This is a genomic window from Thermogemmatispora carboxidivorans (assembly GCF_000702505.1).
Lineage (GTDB): Bacteria > Chloroflexota > Ktedonobacteria > Ktedonobacterales > Ktedonobacteraceae > Thermogemmatispora > Thermogemmatispora carboxidivorans.
On the sequence record NZ_JNIM01000001.1, the window covers coordinates 4,090,142 to 4,109,074 of the forward strand.

The following is an 18,933-nucleotide window of genomic DNA, read 5'->3' on the forward strand; positions in this document are numbered from 1 at the left end:
GCTGCGCAGCTTCGTCATCGAAAAGAAGAATCATCAGCGATTTGGCTTTCGGGAGCGTCCGCAGCAGAGCGTCGATATCGCACTGACGGAGTACGCGCCCGGGCGTGAGTTGGTGGTGAATAAGGAGACCTATCAGAGCGGCGGCATCTACGTGACGCTCTTTCCTGGTCTGGCACCCAGCAATGCACCGTCGCCAGTGGAGCGCTTCTTTAAGCAGGCCCGACGACGTTTTCTGCTCTGTCAGGTCTGTGGCTATCTTGAAGAGACCACCCGCAGGGGAGAAAACGGCAGCACCGGAGTGCTGGAACAGCCCTGTCCCCAGTGTCATACCCCCTTACGAGAACAGGAGATTCTTGATCCGCCAGCCTTTGCGCCGTGGGGGGCCACTTCGCGTGAGCGTCGCTCGTCCGGCCACGATACTCAGCAAGAGCAGGGAGTCATCTACACGGCGGCTCATCAGGTGATGCCCTTGACCAGTCGCGACTCTCTGGCCTGGCGGATGCCGAACGGGGGTGTGGCCTGGGAGTACAAAGAGAATCAGGAGCTGCTCATCATTAATGCCGGCCCCGGGGGCACTGGCTTTACTATTTGCCGGAGCTGTGGCGCCGCTGTAGTTGGGAGAAAGGTAGCAGCGCTGGAAGGTTCCTCTTATCATGGTCATCCGCGCCCTTTTCTAAGCACCCAGGGCAAGCAATGGTGTAAAAGCCGCTCATACTGGTATGGCTACCTGGGGCATGTTTTTCGAAGTGACTTGCTTTTGTTGCGCCTGACACTGCCTGGGGGGACACGCTATGAGGTGGGACAGAGTTGGCTGGCGGATGCCGCTCATACCTTGGCCCAGGCCCTGCAACTGGCGGCCACACGTCTGCTGGATATCCAACCAGGTGAGCTGCGCATCGGTTGGAACTACACTCCTACGTTCGAGGGAGAGGCAGCGGGGAGTAGCATCGACTTTTTCCTGTTTGATGCGCTGGCCGGTGGGGCGGGCTATGCCACCCAGGTAGGTCAGGAGATCAAGCAGTTGCTCGAGATGACGCTACAGATTCTCAAGGAGTGCCCAGAGAGCTGTGAGCAGTCCTGTTATCGTTGTTTGCGCAACTATGGCAATCGCATGCTGCACTATCGTCTTGACCGCCATCTTGGCCGGCGCCTGCTGGAGGCGATTGTCGAGCAGCGAGCGCCGGCGGCCTTCTCCCTGGAGGAGCAGAGGCGACAGCTTGGGGACCTGGCTCAGTTTTTGAGACTGCAGGGCTACCGTTGCCAGCAACCAGGTTGGCTGGCTGGTCACTCGGTGCCGCTGCTTGTTGAGGACGAGGATGGCAACCTGCTCGCCGTCGGTACCTATCCTGTTGAGCAGGACTATAAGCAAACCGGGCATCCCTTGCAGGAGCTGGGGCCAAGGGTTTGTCTGGTGAGTGATTATGCGCTACGCCATAATCTGCCAGGGGTGGCAGGGGAGATTCGTAGTGCTATCTCCGGCTCCAGGTCTTTCAGTATCCTTTAGCGGATCGACTCCCCTGCCACGCGGCCTCATGACGGCCTTCCGCCCCACCTTCCATCGCTTTCAGTATCCTCTAGCGGATCGACTCCCCTGCCACTTGTTGGGATGGAGTGTTCCGGAGCCAGCTCACCACAGCTTTCAGTATCCTCGTGCGGATCGACTCCCCTGCCACACAGGGCTGCCCGTCGTGAAGTCGGTCCTGGCCCAGCTTTCAGTATCCTCGTGCGGATCGACTCCCCTGCCACATGCCGTCAGAGACGTAGATGAGCTTGTTGCCGTGTCTTTCAGTATCCTCGTGCGGATCGACTCCCCTGCCACATGCCGTCAGAGACGTAGATGAGCTTGTTGCCGTGTCTTTCAGTATCCTCGTGCGGATCGACTCCCCTGCCACAGCTTGCGCCACAAAGAGGCGCCAGAGCCATGCTGTATTCTTTCAGTATCCTCTAGCGGATCGACTCCCCTGCCACGTACATCCTTCCCTAGGACTCACGAGTAGTACTTTTCTTTCAGTATCCTCTAGCGGATCGACTCCCCTGCCACGGCAGGTTCCTGGTGAGTTCAAGTCGAGTATTGACCTTTCAGTATCCTCTAGCGGATCGACTCCCCTGCCACGCAATTGCCGAAACAACGCGTCACTTCAACGGTATTGCTTTCAGTATCCTCTAGCGGATCGACTCCCCTGCCACTCATCAAGAGTCAGATCTGCGGCGAGAGGAAGAGACACTTTCAGTATCCTCTAGCGGATCGACTCCCCTGCCACCCTTCCGAATCTTCCCGGATCTCCATCGGTCTCTCCCTTTCAGTATCCTCTAGCGGATCGACTCCCCTGCCACCCTTCCGAATCTTCCCGGATCTCCATCGGTCTCTCCCTTTCAGTATCCTCTAGCGGATCGACTCCCCTGCCACTATCGCCGGCATGCGCGGTATCCATCTCAAATTGAAGCTTTCAGTATCCTCTAGCGGATCGACTCCCCTGCCACGATTCGTGCAGTGCGATCGTCTCAAGCGGACCCAGCCCTTTCAGTATCCTCTAGCGGATCGACTCCCCTGCCACCTACAGCGTGTTCACGAGACCTGTGCTCAGCAGATCTTTCAGTATCCTCTAGCGGATCGACTCCCCTGCCACAGCTCGCGCGTGCGATTGAAAGTAGCGCCCCAAAAAACTTTCAGTATCCTCTAGCGGATCGACTCCCCTGCCACCTGGTCGCAAGAGCACACGGCAGCTCAGCAATTCAAACTTTCAGTATCCTCTAGCGGATCGACTCCCCTGCCACTTACACCCGGCATACGTTCAGGTCGGCGCTGACACCTTTCAGTATCCTCTAGCGGATCGACTCCCCTGCCACCGTCATCGACATGCTCTAGCAGTCGATACACACTATCTTTCAGTATCCTCTAGCGGATCGACTCCCCTGCCACTTTGGAGCCGTTGATTTTTTGTCGATAGCCTCGACTCTTTCAGTATCCTCTAGCGGATCGACTCCCCTGCCACTGGTTAGAGCGTGCTTTTGGTGGCAATGCGCTCGGCCCTTTCAGTATCCTCTAGCGGATCGACTCCCCTGCCACCATGACCGCCGCCCGCATTATCATTGCCGCCAATGCCTTTCAGTATCCTCTAGCGGATCGACTCCCCTGCCACTGGGCAGATCGTCAAGGAACGCAAGGCTATTCAAAGCCCTTTCAGTATCCTCTAGCGGATCGACTCCCCTGCCACTCGCGTGTCTGTTCTTTCTCCTCTTTCCCCTCTGGTTCTTTCAGTATCCTCTAGCGGATCGACTCCCCTGCCACGCTCAGCATATCAATTCGGACGGGTCTATAGACCGCCTTTCAGTATCCTCTAGCGGATCGACTCCCCTGCCACGGTTTTGCCAGCGCTCAAAACGAGGGGCAAAACGCTCTTTCAGTATCCTCTAGCGGATCGACTCCCCTGCCACTCTCGCCTGGCGTACCATGAGTGGCCCCCTCTTTGACCCTTTCAGTATCCTCTAGCGGATCGACTCCCCTGCCACTCAAGAACGGCTCTCGCGCGAGATCACCGTGATTTCTGATGCCTTTCAGTATCCTCTAGCGGATCGACTCCCCTGCCACCTTTCTACGCGCTTGATCAGACTCAAGCGCACATTTCTGCTTTCAGTATCCTCTAGCGGATCGACTCCCCTGCCACCAGCGGCATCCGGTCATACCGCCCCAAAGCGCTGACACTTTCAGTATCCTCTAGCGGATCGACTCCCCTGCCACTTTGTTGTTTGCCCGGTGAGCAGCTCAGCCGCGTCCCTTTCAGTATCCTCTAGCGGATCGACTCCCCTGCCACTTGCTACAGTCCCTGCTGCTTGATCAGCTCTCTCTCGATCCTTTCAGTATCCTCTAGCGGATCGACTCCCCTGCCACGGGGCCACTTCTGCCACCGGCGCCGATATCCCCCTGCGATCTTTCAGTATCCTCTAGCGGATCGACTCCCCTGCCACGCAGCCTCCCAACGCACGCGCGGCCATCCGCGCGGCATCTTTCAGTATCCTCTAGCGGATCGACTCCCCTGCCACATGCTACGTTATCTTGTCCCTTCGCACCCCCTGAGACTTTCAGTATCCTCTAGCGGATCGACTCCCCTGCCACCACCGAAAAACTCCGTCTCATCGGCAAGACGTCATCCCTTTCAGTATCCTCTAGCGGATCGACTCCCCTGCCACGAAGGGGGTGGACATAAAGTACTTTACATATGAAGGCTTTCAGTATCCTCTAGCGGATCGACTCCCCTGCCACCAGCGGCATCCGGTCATACCGCCCCAAAGCGCTGACACTTTCAGTATCCTCTAGCGGATCGACTCCCCTGCCACGGCTCCGGCGCCTGAATGAGCCGTACCTGCCGCTCTCTTTCAGTATCCTCTAGCGGATCGACTCCCCTGCCACGATTATGCTTCTGCGGGGTACGGCGATACTCATCAACTTTCAGTATCCTCTAGCGGATCGACTCCCCTGCCACTCACCTGACCTGTCAGGTAACGAATGCTGTACGCCGCTTTCAGTATCCTCTAGCGGATCGACTCCCCTGCCACTCTTGTTTGCCATGCCCTGTCTTGTCGTTGTCTGACTTTCAGTATCCTCTAGCGGATCGACTCCCCTGCCACCGGTGATACCAGTGCCTCCACGTACGACAATATGAAAGCTTTCAGTATCCTCTAGCGGATCGACTCCCCTGCCACTATGTCCTCCCGATAGATTTCCGCTTGAGGATCACGTACTTTCAGTATCCTCTAGCGGATCGACTCCCCTGCCACGTCCTAAGCAGCAAGCCCACAGCTGAGCTGCTCGTCGCTTTCAGTATCCTCTAGCGGATCGACTCCCCTGCCACGAGCGACCCAAAGAAGTCCTGCCAGGTTGAGTCGTACTTTCAGTATCCTCTAGCGGATCGACTCCCCTGCCACCGCAGCCGGCGGAGGAGCATCGGGGATACTTCTCACCTATTCTATAACGAACGAGGCCCCATTTTTGGCATCTGAGAGCCTCGTTTTTCCCTCCTCCAGCCGTCAAGAATCTATCGTATCACGACCTTTCTCGAAACTCGTTTTTTGCAAGCCGCAAGGGGCGAGTTTCGAGAAAGCATCATCATACTTTCAATCACAAAAAGAGCAGAAGATGCGCGATCACAGGGAAATGCGGTCAGAATCTGACCGCATTTCGGGAGTGCTCTCGGAGAGTTTCGAATCAGCCCCTCAAAAGGGCCTTTCCACGTCCCCCCTGATCTCTTCCCCTTCCCCCACCCCACTCCCCCAGCCACAACGAAGGCGGGGACAGCAGAGAGCCAGGCCATCCGCTCTCATCTGTCCCCGCTCAGCTAGTTCGGTCCGATCCAATCCAGTCCAGCCATCAACGGCAAACAGCATCAGAGGTGCATCCACCGTATCCCCCTTGACTTGACACCGGGCCTCTCGCCTCAGCTACAGCGGCGGCTCCCCATCGTAAATCAGCGCATCCTGCATCCGCCGCGCCTGCACTATAAAGGAATGGGCATCCAGCTCCACATCATCGTACGTCAACGTCTGACCACGCGCCACCGGACGGCGCACCCGCGCCCGCGCCGTCAACCCCAACGGCAGCATCTGCTGCGCCCGCGCCACCTCAACCCGCTCAATATTGCCATAGAGAGACGTTCCCCCCAACCCCTCCAACACCTCACCCGCCTGCAGGTCGCGCTTCGCCACCGCCGTCGTCTCCGCCACCGGTGGCCCCGCTGGCGCCAGCGTCGCCTGTCGATACAACACCGCCTGAGCAATCGAACGCGGCGTCTCCAGATTAGCCAGATGATACGGACGATAGAGCGCCCAGTATGGCCCCTCGCCCAGGCGCAAATAGCGCAAATCCTCAATCACCTTCGGCTGCTGAGTCGTAATCACCAGAAAGACCCCCGGCGCCACGCTTCCCAGCGCATAATCAACCACCCCCCGCCGTCCCAGAATTCCCCCATCCTCGCGCGGACAAAAAACCTGCGCCAGCGTCTCCGGCGTCGCCTGCGGCCCATGCATCCCACTCACATCCGGCACCAACCCCGTCGCATTGGCCACCGCCGTCATCTCCACCATCGTCTTCGTCCCATCGACAAACGAGGTCAGCATATGCGGACTCATATGCCGGCTCCGCGCCTGCTCAGCCAACTGCTCCGGCGTCGCACTGCGATCCAGCGGATTATTTTTCCCCTTACCAGCCGCCACAATCTCAAAGCCGAGCGAGCGAGCAAAATCGTACAACTCCAAAATCGCCCCTGGCTCATCGCCTGCCGAAGTCGTATAGACCACGCCTGCCGCATCGGCCATACGCTTCAGCAAATAGCCGATCGTAGCATCGGTCTCCACATTGAGCATAACGATATGGCGACGCGCCAGAATCGTCCGATAGGCGACGAGCGCCCCCACAGCAGGCACCCCTGTCGCCTCCACCACAGCATCCAGCGAGGCAATATCAGGGACCAACGTCGCCCGCGCCGTCACCACCCGCTTGCCAGCCCGCACCGCCGCATCGGCCTCGCGGCTGCTGGCCCCTGGCGGCAAAAGCAGCACCTCCTCCTCACTGTAGCCACAGGCGCGGAAGGCAGCCACAGCTCGCTCCGTCTCAATATCGGCAGCCGCCACAACCTCCATGCCCTGCATCTGACTCACCTGGGCAATCAGACCCGCCCCCATCTGACCAACCCCCACCAGCCCCACACGGATCGGACGCCCCTCGCGCTCACGCGCCTCAAGTTCCGCAACCAGATTCATAGCTCGTGGCAATCCTCCAGTCTGAGCAATTCCAGAATGGTTCCCACCGGGGGCAGATGGAGCAGAGCCGGCGCCACCGAGATCGTCCCAGGCAGTGCCGCCTCCGCTGCGCCATCGAAATGCACCACCAGATGACCCAGCTCGGCCAGATTGGCACTGGCCACCTCGCCAACCGCCGTCACCCGGTACGCGAGCACCCGGCCCACCTCCCCGCCTTCACCAGACGGCTCCCGGAAACAGAGCCAGTCGCCCACCTCGATCACCCCCTGCAAAGCCGCCCCCGTATGGACAAGCGAGACCTCACGCAACTCCGCCGGCGCCTGCGGACCAAAGAAAATCAAGATGCCATGCGGCAGGAACTCCGGCACCTGCGGCCCAATCTCCTCAATCATCGCCCGATACTTGAGCAAAACCCGCCTCCCCGCACCCAGCTCCATTCCCTCCCCTGCAATCCCCGACCCCTCGGCGCCCGCCATTCCCGCCCCCGGAAAGTGGTTGAAACGCAGCAGAGACATGACCGTCTCTCCTCCTCCCTCCTTGAGCAAGCGATCACAACAGCCGCCTGCCCTCTAGACAACTCAGCGCCCGCCTGACCCCGCCCACCCCGGCGCTGACTGACTCCACCCCGCCAGCAGCCCAAAGAGCACCAGTCAGCGCCAACGGGAGCGAGACCCAACCAGCCACCCGCCATCAAGACTCCTCAAGCAGCGTCACATCCTCAGGGCGCACCCCCGACACAAAGAGCTGCTCCGTGATGAACTTCATCAGCGGCCCCGAGGGCGAACTGGGCTTCACATCGATGGTCAGAATCTTCTTCATCGGATAAACCCCGATGCGCGCCGTCCCGCCGCAGTCAATCACCACACAGGCAATCTGCTTCTCAGGGGCCGACGAACGAAAGCCATCGAAGGCCCGCCCGCCGCTCAGCTCGGCAATGCGCTGCGCCACCGGATGAATACCCCCACCAGTGACACAATAGATCAGGTCCTTTCCTGGCTCGGGCTTGACAACCAGCGGCCCACCCCAGCCACCGCGTCCTCGCGCAATCTTCACAGCACGATAAGGCATCGTCGCACACTCCTTTCTCTCTCCTCAAACAATCAGGCTCAGACCAGGCAAGCAACAGGCCAACCAAGCTCGGGGAACCACCGCCGTCACCCCCCGGCCTGAGCCACAGCACCACCTTCCCCCCTTCTACCCCTCCCCACCCACTGACTCACTCAATCAGCCCTAATGGCCGGCATACATCCCAAAGCTGGCCAGATAGGCAATGACCACCGCCAGCGGCCCCGTGATCAGGCGCGACATCAAAACCGCTGGCACTCCAATCTCAGTCGTCTCCGGCTCGGCCTCACCGAGCGCCAGCCCGACCGGGATAAAGTCACAACCGACCTGGGGATTAATGGCAAAGAGAGCCGGCAGCGCATACTGCGCCGGAATATGCCCCAGGCCAATCTCTACGCCCAGCAGCGTCCCCACAACCTGGGCGATCACCGCCCCAGGACCCAGCAACGGCGACAGAATCGGAATGGCACAGATCACCGACATCAGCAACAGCCCGAAAATATTCGAGGCCAGTGGCGACAGGGTATGAGCAATAATGTTGCCAATCCCCGTGTAGAGAATGATGCCGATGACCATACTAATGAAGGCCATGAACGGCAGAATATTGCGAATCACCTGGTCAATGGTGTCACGACCAGCCTGATACAGGATGCCGACCACATTGCCAACGGCCCGCCCAATGGCCTCCAGACCACGCGCCACAACTTGCATGACTACGCCTCCTCTCCGCTAGCGAAGGCCGCCCCACCCGTCTCCACAGCAGGGGCCGCCTCGGCTGCCGACGTTGACTCCTCACCCTGGCTCTGGCCCTCGGGCACCGAGCGCCGCGCCCACATGATGGCCGTGATGCGCTCCGTCACCAGCCCGCGAATAAAGATCACCAGCAGGCCAACCAGGAAATAGCGAATCGCCAGATCCCCTAGCCCCAACCCAAGCTTGGTAATGCCCGCCGCAATCCCAGCCCAGACAAAGATCTCACCCGGATTGGCATGGGGAAAGAGACCAAGAATGGGATGGACAAAAGACACCGCCGCATCATAGAAAGCCGGCTTCTGCTTCTCCGGCAGGAAACGCCCCATCGTGTAGGCCATCGGGTTGGTCAGGAAGAAGACGGCCAAAAAGGGCAGAACCAGATAGCGCAGCAGCACATTGCGACTGCTGATCATGGCCACCTTATCGATCCGTTCGGGGCCAATGAGGCGCACCAGAGCATTGACGGCTGTCATCAGCACGATCAACAGGGGGATGATACCCGTAACCAGACCGACAAAGGTCGTGCCCCCCTTTTGGAACATGCCGATGAAACCCTCGGCAATACGGGCTGCGATCTCCACAGAGTCACCTCCAGACAAAAGGACATCGTGACAATCTTTTGTCCTCTCAGACTCCTACCCAGGCCAACAGGCCACAGCCAGCGCCTGATAGCAGCCGGCGAGGACTACTCAGCAGCGAGAAGAGCTGAGCAAGTGAGCCGAGTGAGTGATTACCCTCCTTTCAGGCCAACGGCTGCAGCGACGTCCGCGGCGGGAGCACGCTCCCCCCACTAGCCACCTCCGCCGTCTGACGCTCGAAGGTCTCTTGAAGCGTGCCGGCAGCGGCCCTGACCGCCTCAACCAGACGCGGCTTCAGCCCAAGGGCCCCGAGCTTCTCGAAGACAAGAAGCTCGTCAAGTGGGCACCCCTCAACCTGGGGCAGGGGACGGAGCCGCGCAAAGACCGTGAAGCCACTGAGCTGCCGGGCAGCGAGAATAGTACGCCGCTTGGGATGGGCCACAAGCACCACATAGGTGCGCCCGCGGTAACGCCCCCCAGCCATCGCAGTGGCGCAAGGCCCAAGCCGGCGCAGACGACTCACGTCGCGATAGAAGCGCCGCGCCTGCCAGTAGGCCAGAGCCAGCTGCAGGCACCAGGCCACCAGGGCAGCGAGGGCAACTTGCTCGATCATACGAACCTCCTGATGTCATACTCTAACGCGGCGAGCATATGGCCGTCTGGAGCTGCAATGAGCTTCGCCCCTACAGACAGACCTCGGCTAGCTCGCGGGAAAGCTCGATCGGTTTGTTGACCACGCGCCGAGGTAAGCTGGAGACGAAGAGCAGTGGATCGGCCTGCGCCTCATGCTTTAAGCGACGCGCGAGGGCGGTAGCACGCCAGGGGAGATCACGACAATATTGGCGGAGTAAGACAGCCGCTGGCTTTTCAACGGCGTGGGCGCAACGATGGCAGACGATCCTCTTGATGTAGAGCGAGGCATAAAAGACCGTGTGCACCGTCGGACGACCGCAGTAGAGGCAGTCCAGTTCAGTCTGGCAGGCTATCATAGCGAGCGACGCCCCCTCTTTCCTCGACGATCGATCAGCGATGGAGACGAACAGGACAGCTCTGGCTGAAGCGCTTGCTCAAAGCGCTCTCGCTAGCCCAGCCCGCCCGGCCAGGGCCTGCCCTCCATCACGCATTGCCAGCAAGGCGAAGTGTCACTAACGTCGTTAGACAGAGCTACTTCTTCTCATCAGAAATAAATAGGTAAGCCACCTGACCCGGCCTCCAACCCGGCTAGAGACCATAGTGGCGACAGAGCCGCTCGGCCTGCAGCAGGTCGTAAGCAGTGGTGATCTTCAGATTGCTCTGATCGCTTTCGACCACCGCCACCGGATAGCCAAGACGCTCCAGAGAGGCCGCCGTGTCGGTCCCCTCAAACTGGTCCTGGCGCGCCCGATCGTAGGCCGCCAGCAACCAGGCCGCACGAAAAGCCTGGGGCGTCTGAGCCCGCCAGGCTCGCTGACCCGCAAAGCGGCGACAGATGGCCTGCTGCTCGTCCACTTCGACAATCAGCTCCTCTTCCTGCAGCGGCATGGCCAGAATAGCTCCGCCACAGGCACGCGCCGCCTCGACCAGCTCCTGGATGCGCTCGGGGAGCACAAAGGGACGGGCCCCATCATGGATCAGAATCAGGTCGATCTCGCCACCCTCGATGCGCGAACGCAGGGCCTCCAGCGCACATTGCTCGGAGGCGTGCCTCGTCGGTCCACCCTGGACGATACGCCTGACTTTCTGACAGTGGGCCGCTTGCGCTAGCTTGGCAAGCTGCTCCTCTTCTCCAGCCGCCCCGACAAGCAGGATCTCGTCGATCACTGGACAGCGCTCAAAGGCTTCCAGCGTGTAGATGATGACCGGCTTGCCATGAATGGGCAGGAAGATTTTGTTGATCGGCAGCCCCATACGCCTGCCCTGGCCCGCCGCCAGCACAATGGCCACAACGTGCTTCGCTGCACTCCGCTGGTCGAACACCGTTTCACCTTTGTGCACATTCGATATTTTGTGCATAGTATACCTTGCCCTCTGGCGAATGTCAAGCGGGCGGCATAGAGAAAAACCGCCCAGTCGCCTCCCGGCGCAACCTCTCACTCTAGCCAGCGTCCAGCCCTCCAGCGCGCACAAGCGGCATTTCCTTGCCCGGGCAAGCGACAGTGAACAATTGTCCACTTATGCACAAGGGTTGACAACGGTCGTCACCATCAGGTACCATAGAAACAACCGGAATGGAGCAGTTTATAGCAGAGGATCTATTTTACAATTCGATCGATGGACTGTTTTATCAACGATAGAGGCGCACCCTGAAAGGAGGAGAGAACAAGAGAAGAGGAGTAGCTGGTCTCCTGCAGTTGCGCGGGGCAAGGCCAGCTGAGGCATCAGCCTTCTTGCCTGATCCATTCAAGGCAGAGTCGTCGCCCCCTCGCTTCTCCTACGCGGCAGTAGGCAAGCAAGCTAGAGGGCGCTACACAGAGCTGTGACCAGTTGCCAGGAGGTTTTTCCGCCCATGTCCGATCTACGCATCCTCGTCAGTTGCGGCACCGGGATCGCCACCTCGACCCTGGCCGCCGACAAACTTAAGCGCCTGCTCAAGAGCCGTGGTCTTAGCGTCACGACCGCCTCGTGTAAAGCCGCCGAAGTTGCCGGCAAAGTCTCCACCTTCCGACCACACGCTATCGTCTCGACCACCCAGGTCGCTGTGAAGGTCCCTATCAAGGTCTTTAATGGCCTGCCGCTCATCAGCGGCGTGGGCGCCGAGCAGCTTGCCGACGAGATTGCCGCCTATCTCAAGACCCTCAGCGCCAGCTGAGCTGAGGTACTCCAACAAGGAAGGCCCCTGGCAAGTGCGTAGAGGATAGGCAGGCAAAACGGCAGACAATCACCGCAAGGTTTGCGCACGGGCGTTCATCGCGAGCAAGAACGAAGATGTACGCAACGAGCCGGCTTTTCATCCTCACTACGGGTAGGAGGAACCAGCCATGTCCGCTGTTATGGCCGTTATCAACTATATCTTGAATCTTGGCCCCAGCGTCATGATGCCCATCATTATCTTTATTCTGTGCATGATCTTCCGCATGCCTCTTGGGCGCTCGCTGCGGGCCGCCATCACCATCGGTGTTGGCTTCATCGCCATCAACCTGGCGATCGGCCTCCTGGTCAATACGCTGGGGCCGGCGGCACAGGCGATGGTCAACAACCTCGGCATCCACCTCGACGTCATCGATGTCGGCTGGCCGGTGGCCGCCGCCATTTCCTTCGGCACCGTCTCCGTTGTCCCCTGGGTCTTCATTCTGGGGATCCTGCTCAACCTGCTGTTGATCGTCGTGCGCTTCGTCAAGACGCTCGACATCGACATGTGGAACTACTGGCATTTTATCTTTACGGCAGCCTTCGTCTACGTCATCACCGGCAACTTCTTTATCGCCCTGGCGCTGGCCCTGCTCACCGAGCTGTTCATCCTCAAGTTGGCCGACCTTTCGGCCCCCGTCGTACAGGACTACTACGGCCTGCCGGGCATCTCACTCCCGCATAGCAGTACCGTCGACTGGTCGCCGGTCGGCTGGGTTTTGAACAAGCTGCTCGACCGCATCCCCGGCCTCAATAAGCTGCATGCCGACACAGGCACTATTCAGGAGCGCTTCGGCATCGTCGGCGAGCCGATGATCATTGGGCTGGTCCTGGGCTTGCTCATCGGCCTCCTGGCCTATTTCCCAGGCCTGAGCAGCGACTTCGGCGGGTCCTTCGCCAAGATCCTGACGACTGGTATTACGCTGGGCGCCGTGATGCTGGTCCTGCCGCGCATGGTGGCGATCCTGATGGAGGGCCTGGTCCCGCTCTCGGAGGGCGCGCAGACGTTTATCAGCCAGCGCTTCCCGGGCCGGGAACTCTACATCGGCCTGGATGCCGCTATTGTGATCGGCTTCGCCAATAACATGACGGTGGCCCTGCTGATGGTGCCGATCACGCTCATCCTGGCGATCGCTCTCAGCTTCCTCGGCCTGAACCATGTGCTGCCTTTCACCGATCTGGCGGTCCTGCCCTTCCTGGTGATCTGGGCCACGACCTGGTCGCGCGGCAATGTGATCCGTGGGGTGATCATCGCCACGATTTTTATGGCCGGCATCCTCTCGGTGGGCACTTTCCTGGCACCGATGACGGTGGTGCTGGCTAAAGGCGCCCATTTCGCTATCCCCAAGGGGGCCATCTCCATCTCTAGCCTCGATTCGGGCGCTCATTTGATCTCTTTTGCACTGGTCTTTTTCTTCTCGCTGCAGCAGGTTGGCTCCTACGGACCGGTCTTCTTGATCTGGTCGGCGCTGTGGGTGGCCTTCACAGTGGCCTGCTATATCATCTACTTCCTCTACTGCCGCTCCCATGTGCCCGGCATCGACGATAAGGCCCTCTACGTGCGCGAGGAGGTAGAGGCGTCAGAGGCCGAAGCCGGGGCCGGGATCGAGGCCGAGGGCGCCGGCGGCCAGGCGATCGCTGGCCAGGGCTAGAGAACTGTCTGCCTGTCTGCCTGTCTGTCTGCCTGTCGGCCAGGCTCACTAAACGGTCAGCGGGCGGATCGCTCTGGCCCGCCGCGCTGCGGTTGGAGCCAGGGCGATCGAGCGCCCGGCTGGCCGTGGGCCGCTAAGAGGAAGAGCCTGCCTGGCCAGGCCACGCCAATAGGGTAGAGAGCCAGCAGAAGAAAGGAAGCTAACCAACGATGATCGGCGTGCTGGTCGACTATTTGATGGGACCGCTGGGGCGCGCTCTGGAAAACGCCTATCTGACCCACTCCTTGCCTATTGGTCTGCTCTTGCTGGTCTGGATGGGCGTGGTCTGCTGGGGTCTGCGCGGGCTGATCCGCCTGCGGCAGCAGCTGCGGCGCTGGGTACAGGAGCTGCTGCCGCTCTGCGATCCCTCGCAGCCGGGAACACCACAGCAACTGCTGGAGGTCCTGGAACCGCGTTGGCAGGAGGAGGCGGCGCGCGTGCGCTTTATGCCAACCCGCCACGGCCTCTGGATACGGCGAGCTACCCCCGAGGCCCTGCGCGCGGAAGTGGGCTTTACGGCGGAGGGCCTGGCCCGCCTGCTGGTCCGCCTGGCACCTCAGCCAACAGCACCACGCCCGCCGTCTGCGCCCCGCCAGCGCCGCCAGTCCCGCACGGCGCTGAGCGCGCGGCCTTTAGATCGATGAGTCCACATCGCTTCCAGACAGGATAAGAAAGGAAGCGCCAACGACGACGAAGACGATAGGAGAGGGCATTACTCGCAATATGGAACCGATCGAGCTAGAGCTAACGCTCAGCGGGGTCACGATGCCAGTGCTGGTGTTGTGGGACCTGGCCGTCAAAAGCAAGGAGGAGCTGTTTGCCTGCGTGCATGCAGAGTTGCTGCAGCGCGGCCAGGTGCGCCCGAGCTATCTGGAGGGCGTCCTGGAGCGCGAGCGGCAGTATCCGACAGGGCTGGACTTCGGCGATTTCGCCGTGGCCCTGCCCCACGTCGACTTCGAGCATGTCATTCAGCCAGCATTGGTGGTGGCTCTGCTCAGCGAGGCGCTCCCGTTTCAGGCGATGGATGATCCCGCCCGGCAGCACCTCTGCCGGCTGGCTATTTTCCCCGTGCTGACCTCCGGAGACGCACAGCTGGCTTTTTTGCAGGCTGTGACCTGTGCGCTGCAGGAGCCCGGTTTCTATGAGCACTTCGTTGCCCTGCAGACGCCCCAGGAGATCAAAGCCTGCCTGCAAAGCATGCTGCAGATTGCCGTGAACGAGGGGTAGCGAGAGTCCGGGCCCGCTGGAGGCAGACAGGCCAGCGCTCCTGCCTGCTCCAGCAGCCCCCTGGCTTCCGGCTCCCCACCTCGTCGCCTTCTCCCGTGCTTCACGTCATCAGCCCTGACGCTTCTTTAGCAGGGCAAATGGCTTCATGGCGAAGAATTTCTAGCAGCACCTGAGCGATGCTTCCTTGATCAAACCCAGCGTGGAAGGAAGAGAGCAGCCTCCCATCACCCTTCCCGCTTCGCTTCACGCCGCCCGCCTATTGACAGCCGCCCTTCAGCATGGTACATTGAATATGTGTGCATTATTGAATATTTGTGCAACAGAGCAGGAGAGGCCAGCTATGTCTGAAGCGGTTCCCGCCCTCTCTCCCGAGCAGATGCGCTGCCTACTGCAGACCATGTACCGCATCCGCGCCTTTGAAGAAAAGGTGGACGAACTCTTCATGCGCGGCGAAGTTCACGGCACCACCCATCTCTCCATCGGAGAAGAGGCTACCGCCGCTGCGGCCTTACAGGCCCTGCGGCCCGATGACTATATCACCAGCACCCACCGCGGTCACGGTCATTGCATCAGCAAAGGGGCCGACCTCAAGCTGATGATGGCCGAACTGCTCGGCAAAGAAACCGGCTACTGCCGTGGACGCGGCGGCTCCATGCACATCGCCGACGTCGCCTCCGGCAACCTCGGCGCGAACGGTGTCGTCGGCGGCGGTATTCCCATTGCGACCGGCGTCGGCCTCAGCATCAAGATGCAGGGGCTTGATCGCGTCTGTCTCTGCTTCTTCGGCGACGGCGCCGCCAACGAAGGTACCTTTCACGAGTCGCTCAACCTGGCCGCTATCTGGGATCTCCCCGTCATCTTCCTCTGCGAGAACAACCAGTACGGCATGTCGATGTCCGTGCGGAAGGCCACACGCTGCGAGACCATTGCTCAGCGCGCCGTAGCCTACGGCATTCCCGGCGAGCGCGTCGACGGGAACGACGTTTTCGCCGTTTACGAGGCCGTCTCTCGGGCCGCCGCTCGCGCCCGCTCTGGCCAGGGTCCGACCCTGATTGAGGCTGTGACCTATCGCTATAAAGGCCACTCTAAGAGCGACCAGAACCGCTACCGCACACGTGATGAGATCCGCGCCTGGCAGGAGCGCGATCCCATCAAGCGACTGGCCGCCTATCTGCGCGACCACGGCCTGTCGACCCAAGAGGAGATCGAGCGCGAGGAAGCTGCGGCCTACCAGGCTATCGAGGAAGCCTATCAGTTCGCCCTGGCCAGCCCCGAACCCGATCCCGACTCTCTCCTGGAAGGAGTGTACGCATGAGCGGTCCTTCGTCTTTCCCGACAACCATCACCACCGGTGCGCCCCAGCCATCATCAGAGGCAGCTCAGAGCCAGGTCCAGGAGATGACCTACGCCGAGGCCATTCGCGAGGCCCTGCGCGAGGAGATGCGACGCGACCCTCGTGTCTTCCTGATGGGCGAGGATATCGGCATCTATGGCGGGGCCTTTGGCGTGACCTACGGTCTCATCGATGAATTCGGCGAGGAGCGCGTGCGCGATACGCCGATCTCGGAGGCAGTCCTGGCCGGCAGCGCCATTGGTGCCGCCCTCACCGGTATGCGCCCAGTGGCCGAATTCCAGTTCAGCGATTTCATGGCCATCGGCATGGATCAGATCGTCAATCAGGGGGCCAAGCTGCGCTTTATGTTCGGCGGCAAGGCCCAGGTGCCGGTGGTCTTCCGTGCTCCGCTCGGCTCCGGCACCGGAGCAGCGGCCCAGCACTCGCAGAGCCTGGAGGCCTGGTTTGCCCACGTGCCCGGTCTGAAAGTGGTCCTCCCTTCGACGCCCGCCGACGCCAAGGGGCTGCTGCTCTCGGCCATCCGCGACCCCAACCCGGTGATCTTCCTCGAACACAAGCTGCTCTATCGCTACAAGGGACTCGTGCCTCGCGGCGAGTGGACGATTCCCATCGGGCAGGCTGAGGTCAAGCGCCACGGCAAGGATTTGACGATCATTGCCCTCTCGATTATGGTGCCACGCGCCCTGGCCGTGGCCGAGCGCCTGGCTGAGGAGGGTGTCGAGGCTGAGGTGGTCGATCCCCGCACGCTGCGCCCGCTCGACGAGGAGACCTTGATTACCTCGGCGCGCAAGACTGGGCGGGTGCTGATCGTCCATGAGGCCGTGTTGACCGGCGGCTTCGGTGGCGAGATCGCGGCCCGCATTGCCTCTAGCGAGGCCTTCTACTATCTCGACGCCCCGATTCTGCGCCTGGGCGGGGCCGAGACGCCCATTCCTTACAACCGAACCCTCGAACGGCGGGCTACCCCCCAGGAAGAGGATATCTATCAGGCCGCCAGACGCCTGTTGCAGCGGAGGCCGCTGTGAGCTGGCTCAGCCGCCGGGCAGTCCCAGGCAATCCAGGTAAGCAGACAAGGCAGAGGTGACGGCGCGATGCAGACGCAGCACGAGCAACGTACGCTGACGATGCCCAAGCTGGGCATGACAATGACCGAAGGCACGGTGGTGCGCTGGCTTCTCAGCGAGGGGGCGCGCTTCGAGAAAGGGGAGCCGCTGGTCGAGGTGATGACCGATAAGGTCGCTCTGGAGGTCGAGGCCCCCTGTACGGGCCAGCTCCTGCAGATTCTGGCCGGCGAGGAGGAGACACTGGCGGTGGGCGCCCCGCTGGCCCTCTTGCTGGCGGAGGGGCGCGATCCGGCTGCCGCTGCCGCCGCTGCTAGCTCGGCTGCCGCTGCGGCTGTGGCCCCCGTCCAGCGCGAGGAGCGTCTTTCTCTCTCCTCTCCTGCCGTCGACGTTCCTTCCTCAACCGCAGTCTCAGCCCCATCCAGCCCACGAGAGGCAGAGGCACCCACGAAGGAAACGCGCATCGCCAGTACGCCCGCCGCCAAGCGCGAGGCGGCTTTGCAGGCTGTGGATCTCCGTGCCGTGGTCGCGGCTGGCTTTGAGCCTCCTCTGACGCGCGCCGACATCCTGGCCTTCGTGGCCACCCAGCCGGCTCAGCAGGCAGGTCCAGAGGTGCGGGCCACGCCGCTGGCGCGCAAGATGGCCCGCGAGCATCAGGTAGATCTGGCGGCCCTGGCCGAGCAGAAAAGAGGCGAGAAGGTGACGCGCGCCGATGTCGAGACAGCCCTGGCGATCCGCCAGCAGCAGGAGACGCTTCAAAGCACCCTGGACGATGGCGCCACGGCCAGCACGGCAGCGGCCCGCTCCCGGTCACAGGCTCCTGCAGCGCCCACGCCTGTGATCGCTGGAGAGGAGAGCGAGGAGGCCGAGGTCATTCCACTCTCGCCAGCGCGGCGCCTCATCGGGCAGCGCATGCTGACCAGCGTCACCACCATGCCCCATATCTATCTTGATCTGGAGATCGATATGAGCGAGGCTGAGCGCTGTCGCCAGCGCCTGGTCGCCAGCCTCTCAGCGCAGGGCGAAGAGGTCCCTTCCCTGACGGCCATCATCATCCGCGCGGTGGCCGCCGCTCTGCGCGCCTCCCCCGAGATCAATGCCACCCTCGACGATAGTCGTGGACCAGGCAAGGAGGTCATCCGTCGCTGGCGCGCCGTTCACATTGGTGTGGCCGTCGATACCGGCCAGTCCCTGCTGACGCCGGTCATCCGCCATGCCGACCGCCAGAGTCTGCCCGAGCTGGCGCGTACCTTGCGCCGTCTGGTCGAGGGCGCGCGCGCTGGCAAGCTCTCGCCCGACGATCTCACGGGGGCCACCTTCACTATCTCCAATCTGGGTATGTACGGGATTGATACCTTCCATGCCATCATCCCCCCGGGCCAGAGCGCCATTCTCGCTGTAGGCAAGGTAACACGGCGCGGCGTGGTCATCGACGACGGTCCGCGTGGCACAGCCGAGCAGGCCGCCCGCCTGGAGATCCGCCCCGTGATGAAGGTCTCGCTCTCCGCCGACCACCGCGTCCTCGACGGGGCTAGTGGCAGCCGTTTCCTGCAGCGCTGCAAGCAGCTACTTGAAAATCCCTATTTACTGCTCTAATTTCCAGGCGCGGTAACCCTTCCTACGAG

At 61.2% G+C, this 18,933-nt stretch carries 14 protein-coding genes, 4 pseudogenes and 1 CRISPR repeat array; of the genes and pseudogenes, 8 read left to right on the top strand and 10 right to left on the bottom strand.

Features of this window, described 5'->3' with window-relative positions:
- Positions 1–334 precede the first annotated feature (334 nt).
- Positions 335–661, bottom strand: coding sequence for a hypothetical protein (locus N688_RS23640; RefSeq protein ID WP_052890231.1), 327 nt, complete (start codon positions 659–661; stop codon positions 335–337).
- 135 nt (positions 662–796) lie between these two features.
- On the opposite strand from N688_RS23640, the pseudogene N688_RS24055 reads away from it, so the two are divergent.
- Positions 797–1,033: pseudogene (locus N688_RS24055) on the top strand (DUF1998 domain-containing protein); the annotation flags it as partial.
- Between the two features lie 3 nt (positions 1,034–1,036).
- Here N688_RS24055 and N688_RS16070 read toward each other — a convergent pair.
- From N688_RS16070 to ispD, 9 genes and pseudogenes are all read right to left on the bottom strand, one after another.
- Entirely contained in the window at positions 1,037–1,369 is a 333-nt protein-coding gene (locus tag N688_RS16070) for a hypothetical protein (protein WP_156025467.1), read from the bottom strand.
- 118 nt (positions 1,370–1,487) lie between these two features.
- Positions 1,488–4,923: direct repeats of the CRISPR family, unit length 37 nt; unit sequence CTTTCAGTATCCTCTAGCGGATCGACTCCCCTGCCAC.
- Between the two features lie 513 nt (positions 4,924–5,436).
- Entirely contained in the window at positions 5,437–6,753 is a 1,317-nt protein-coding gene (locus N688_RS23810; protein ID WP_052890233.1) for an NAD(P)H-dependent oxidoreductase, read from the bottom strand.
- A complete protein-coding gene (locus N688_RS16080) occupies positions 6,750–7,268 on the bottom strand; it encodes a PTS glucitol/sorbitol transporter subunit IIA (protein WP_052890234.1) in 519 nt (172 codons plus the stop codon). Before N688_RS16080 ends, N688_RS23810 begins: the two co-directional genes overlap by 4 nt.
- A 184-nt stretch (positions 7,269–7,452) precedes the next feature.
- Positions 7,453–7,821, bottom strand: a pseudogene (locus N688_RS16085) (PTS glucitol/sorbitol transporter subunit IIB); the annotation flags it as partial.
- Between the two features lie 162 nt (positions 7,822–7,983).
- A pseudogene (locus N688_RS16090) lies at positions 7,984–8,508 on the bottom strand (PTS glucitol/sorbitol transporter subunit IIB); the annotation flags it as partial.
- 128 nt (positions 8,509–8,636) lie between these two features.
- Positions 8,637–9,152 (bottom strand): annotated as a pseudogene (srlA, locus tag N688_RS16095) (PTS glucitol/sorbitol transporter subunit IIC); the annotation flags it as partial.
- Positions 9,153–9,312: 160 nt separating this feature from the next.
- A complete protein-coding gene (locus N688_RS16100; RefSeq protein WP_052890236.1) occupies positions 9,313–9,762 on the bottom strand; it encodes a transcriptional regulator GutM in 450 nt (149 codons plus the stop codon).
- 70 nt (positions 9,763–9,832) lie between these two features.
- Positions 9,833–10,138: a hypothetical protein gene (locus tag N688_RS16105; RefSeq protein WP_052890237.1), complete on the bottom strand. Its 306-nt coding sequence runs from the start codon at positions 10,136–10,138 to the stop codon at positions 9,833–9,835.
- 232 nt (positions 10,139–10,370) lie between these two features.
- Positions 10,371–11,105 carry a 2-C-methyl-D-erythritol 4-phosphate cytidylyltransferase gene (gene ispD, locus N688_RS16110; RefSeq protein ID WP_052890238.1) on the bottom strand — a complete coding sequence of 245 codons (735 nt, stop codon included), beginning with the start codon at positions 11,103–11,105 and terminating at the stop codon, positions 10,371–10,373.
- A gap of 529 nt (positions 11,106–11,634) precedes the next feature.
- Between ispD and N688_RS16115 the strand changes: the two genes are divergently transcribed.
- From N688_RS16115 to N688_RS16145, 7 genes are all read left to right on the top strand, one after another.
- Positions 11,635–11,937: a PTS sugar transporter subunit IIB gene (locus tag N688_RS16115; protein ID WP_052890239.1), complete on the top strand. Its 303-nt coding sequence runs from the start codon at positions 11,635–11,637 to the stop codon at positions 11,935–11,937.
- 169 nt (positions 11,938–12,106) lie between these two features.
- The gene (locus N688_RS16120) at positions 12,107–13,627 is read left to right on the top strand and encodes a PTS galactitol transporter subunit IIC (RefSeq protein WP_052890240.1); all 1,521 of its coding nucleotides are present in this window, start codon (positions 12,107–12,109) and stop codon (positions 13,625–13,627) included.
- Between the two features lie 209 nt (positions 13,628–13,836).
- The gene (locus tag N688_RS16125) at positions 13,837–14,310 is read left to right on the top strand and encodes a hypothetical protein (protein WP_052890241.1); all 474 of its coding nucleotides are present in this window, start codon (positions 13,837–13,839) and stop codon (positions 14,308–14,310) included.
- 79 nt (positions 14,311–14,389) lie between these two features.
- The gene (locus tag N688_RS16130) at positions 14,390–14,893 is read left to right on the top strand and encodes a PTS sugar transporter subunit IIA (RefSeq protein WP_052890242.1); all 504 of its coding nucleotides are present in this window, start codon (positions 14,390–14,392) and stop codon (positions 14,891–14,893) included.
- Between the two features lie 340 nt (positions 14,894–15,233).
- Positions 15,234–16,208: a thiamine pyrophosphate-dependent dehydrogenase E1 component subunit alpha gene (locus N688_RS16135; protein WP_052890243.1), complete on the top strand. Its 975-nt coding sequence runs from the start codon at positions 15,234–15,236 to the stop codon at positions 16,206–16,208.
- Between the two features lie 83 nt (positions 16,209–16,291).
- Positions 16,292–17,272 carry an alpha-ketoacid dehydrogenase subunit beta gene (locus N688_RS16140; RefSeq protein WP_052891527.1) on the top strand — a complete coding sequence of 327 codons (981 nt, stop codon included), beginning with the start codon at positions 16,292–16,294 and terminating at the stop codon, positions 17,270–17,272.
- Between the two features lie 66 nt (positions 17,273–17,338).
- Entirely contained in the window at positions 17,339–18,904 is a 1,566-nt protein-coding gene (locus tag N688_RS16145; RefSeq protein WP_052890244.1) for a dihydrolipoamide acetyltransferase family protein, read from the top strand.
- Positions 18,905–18,933: the final 29 nt, after the last annotated feature.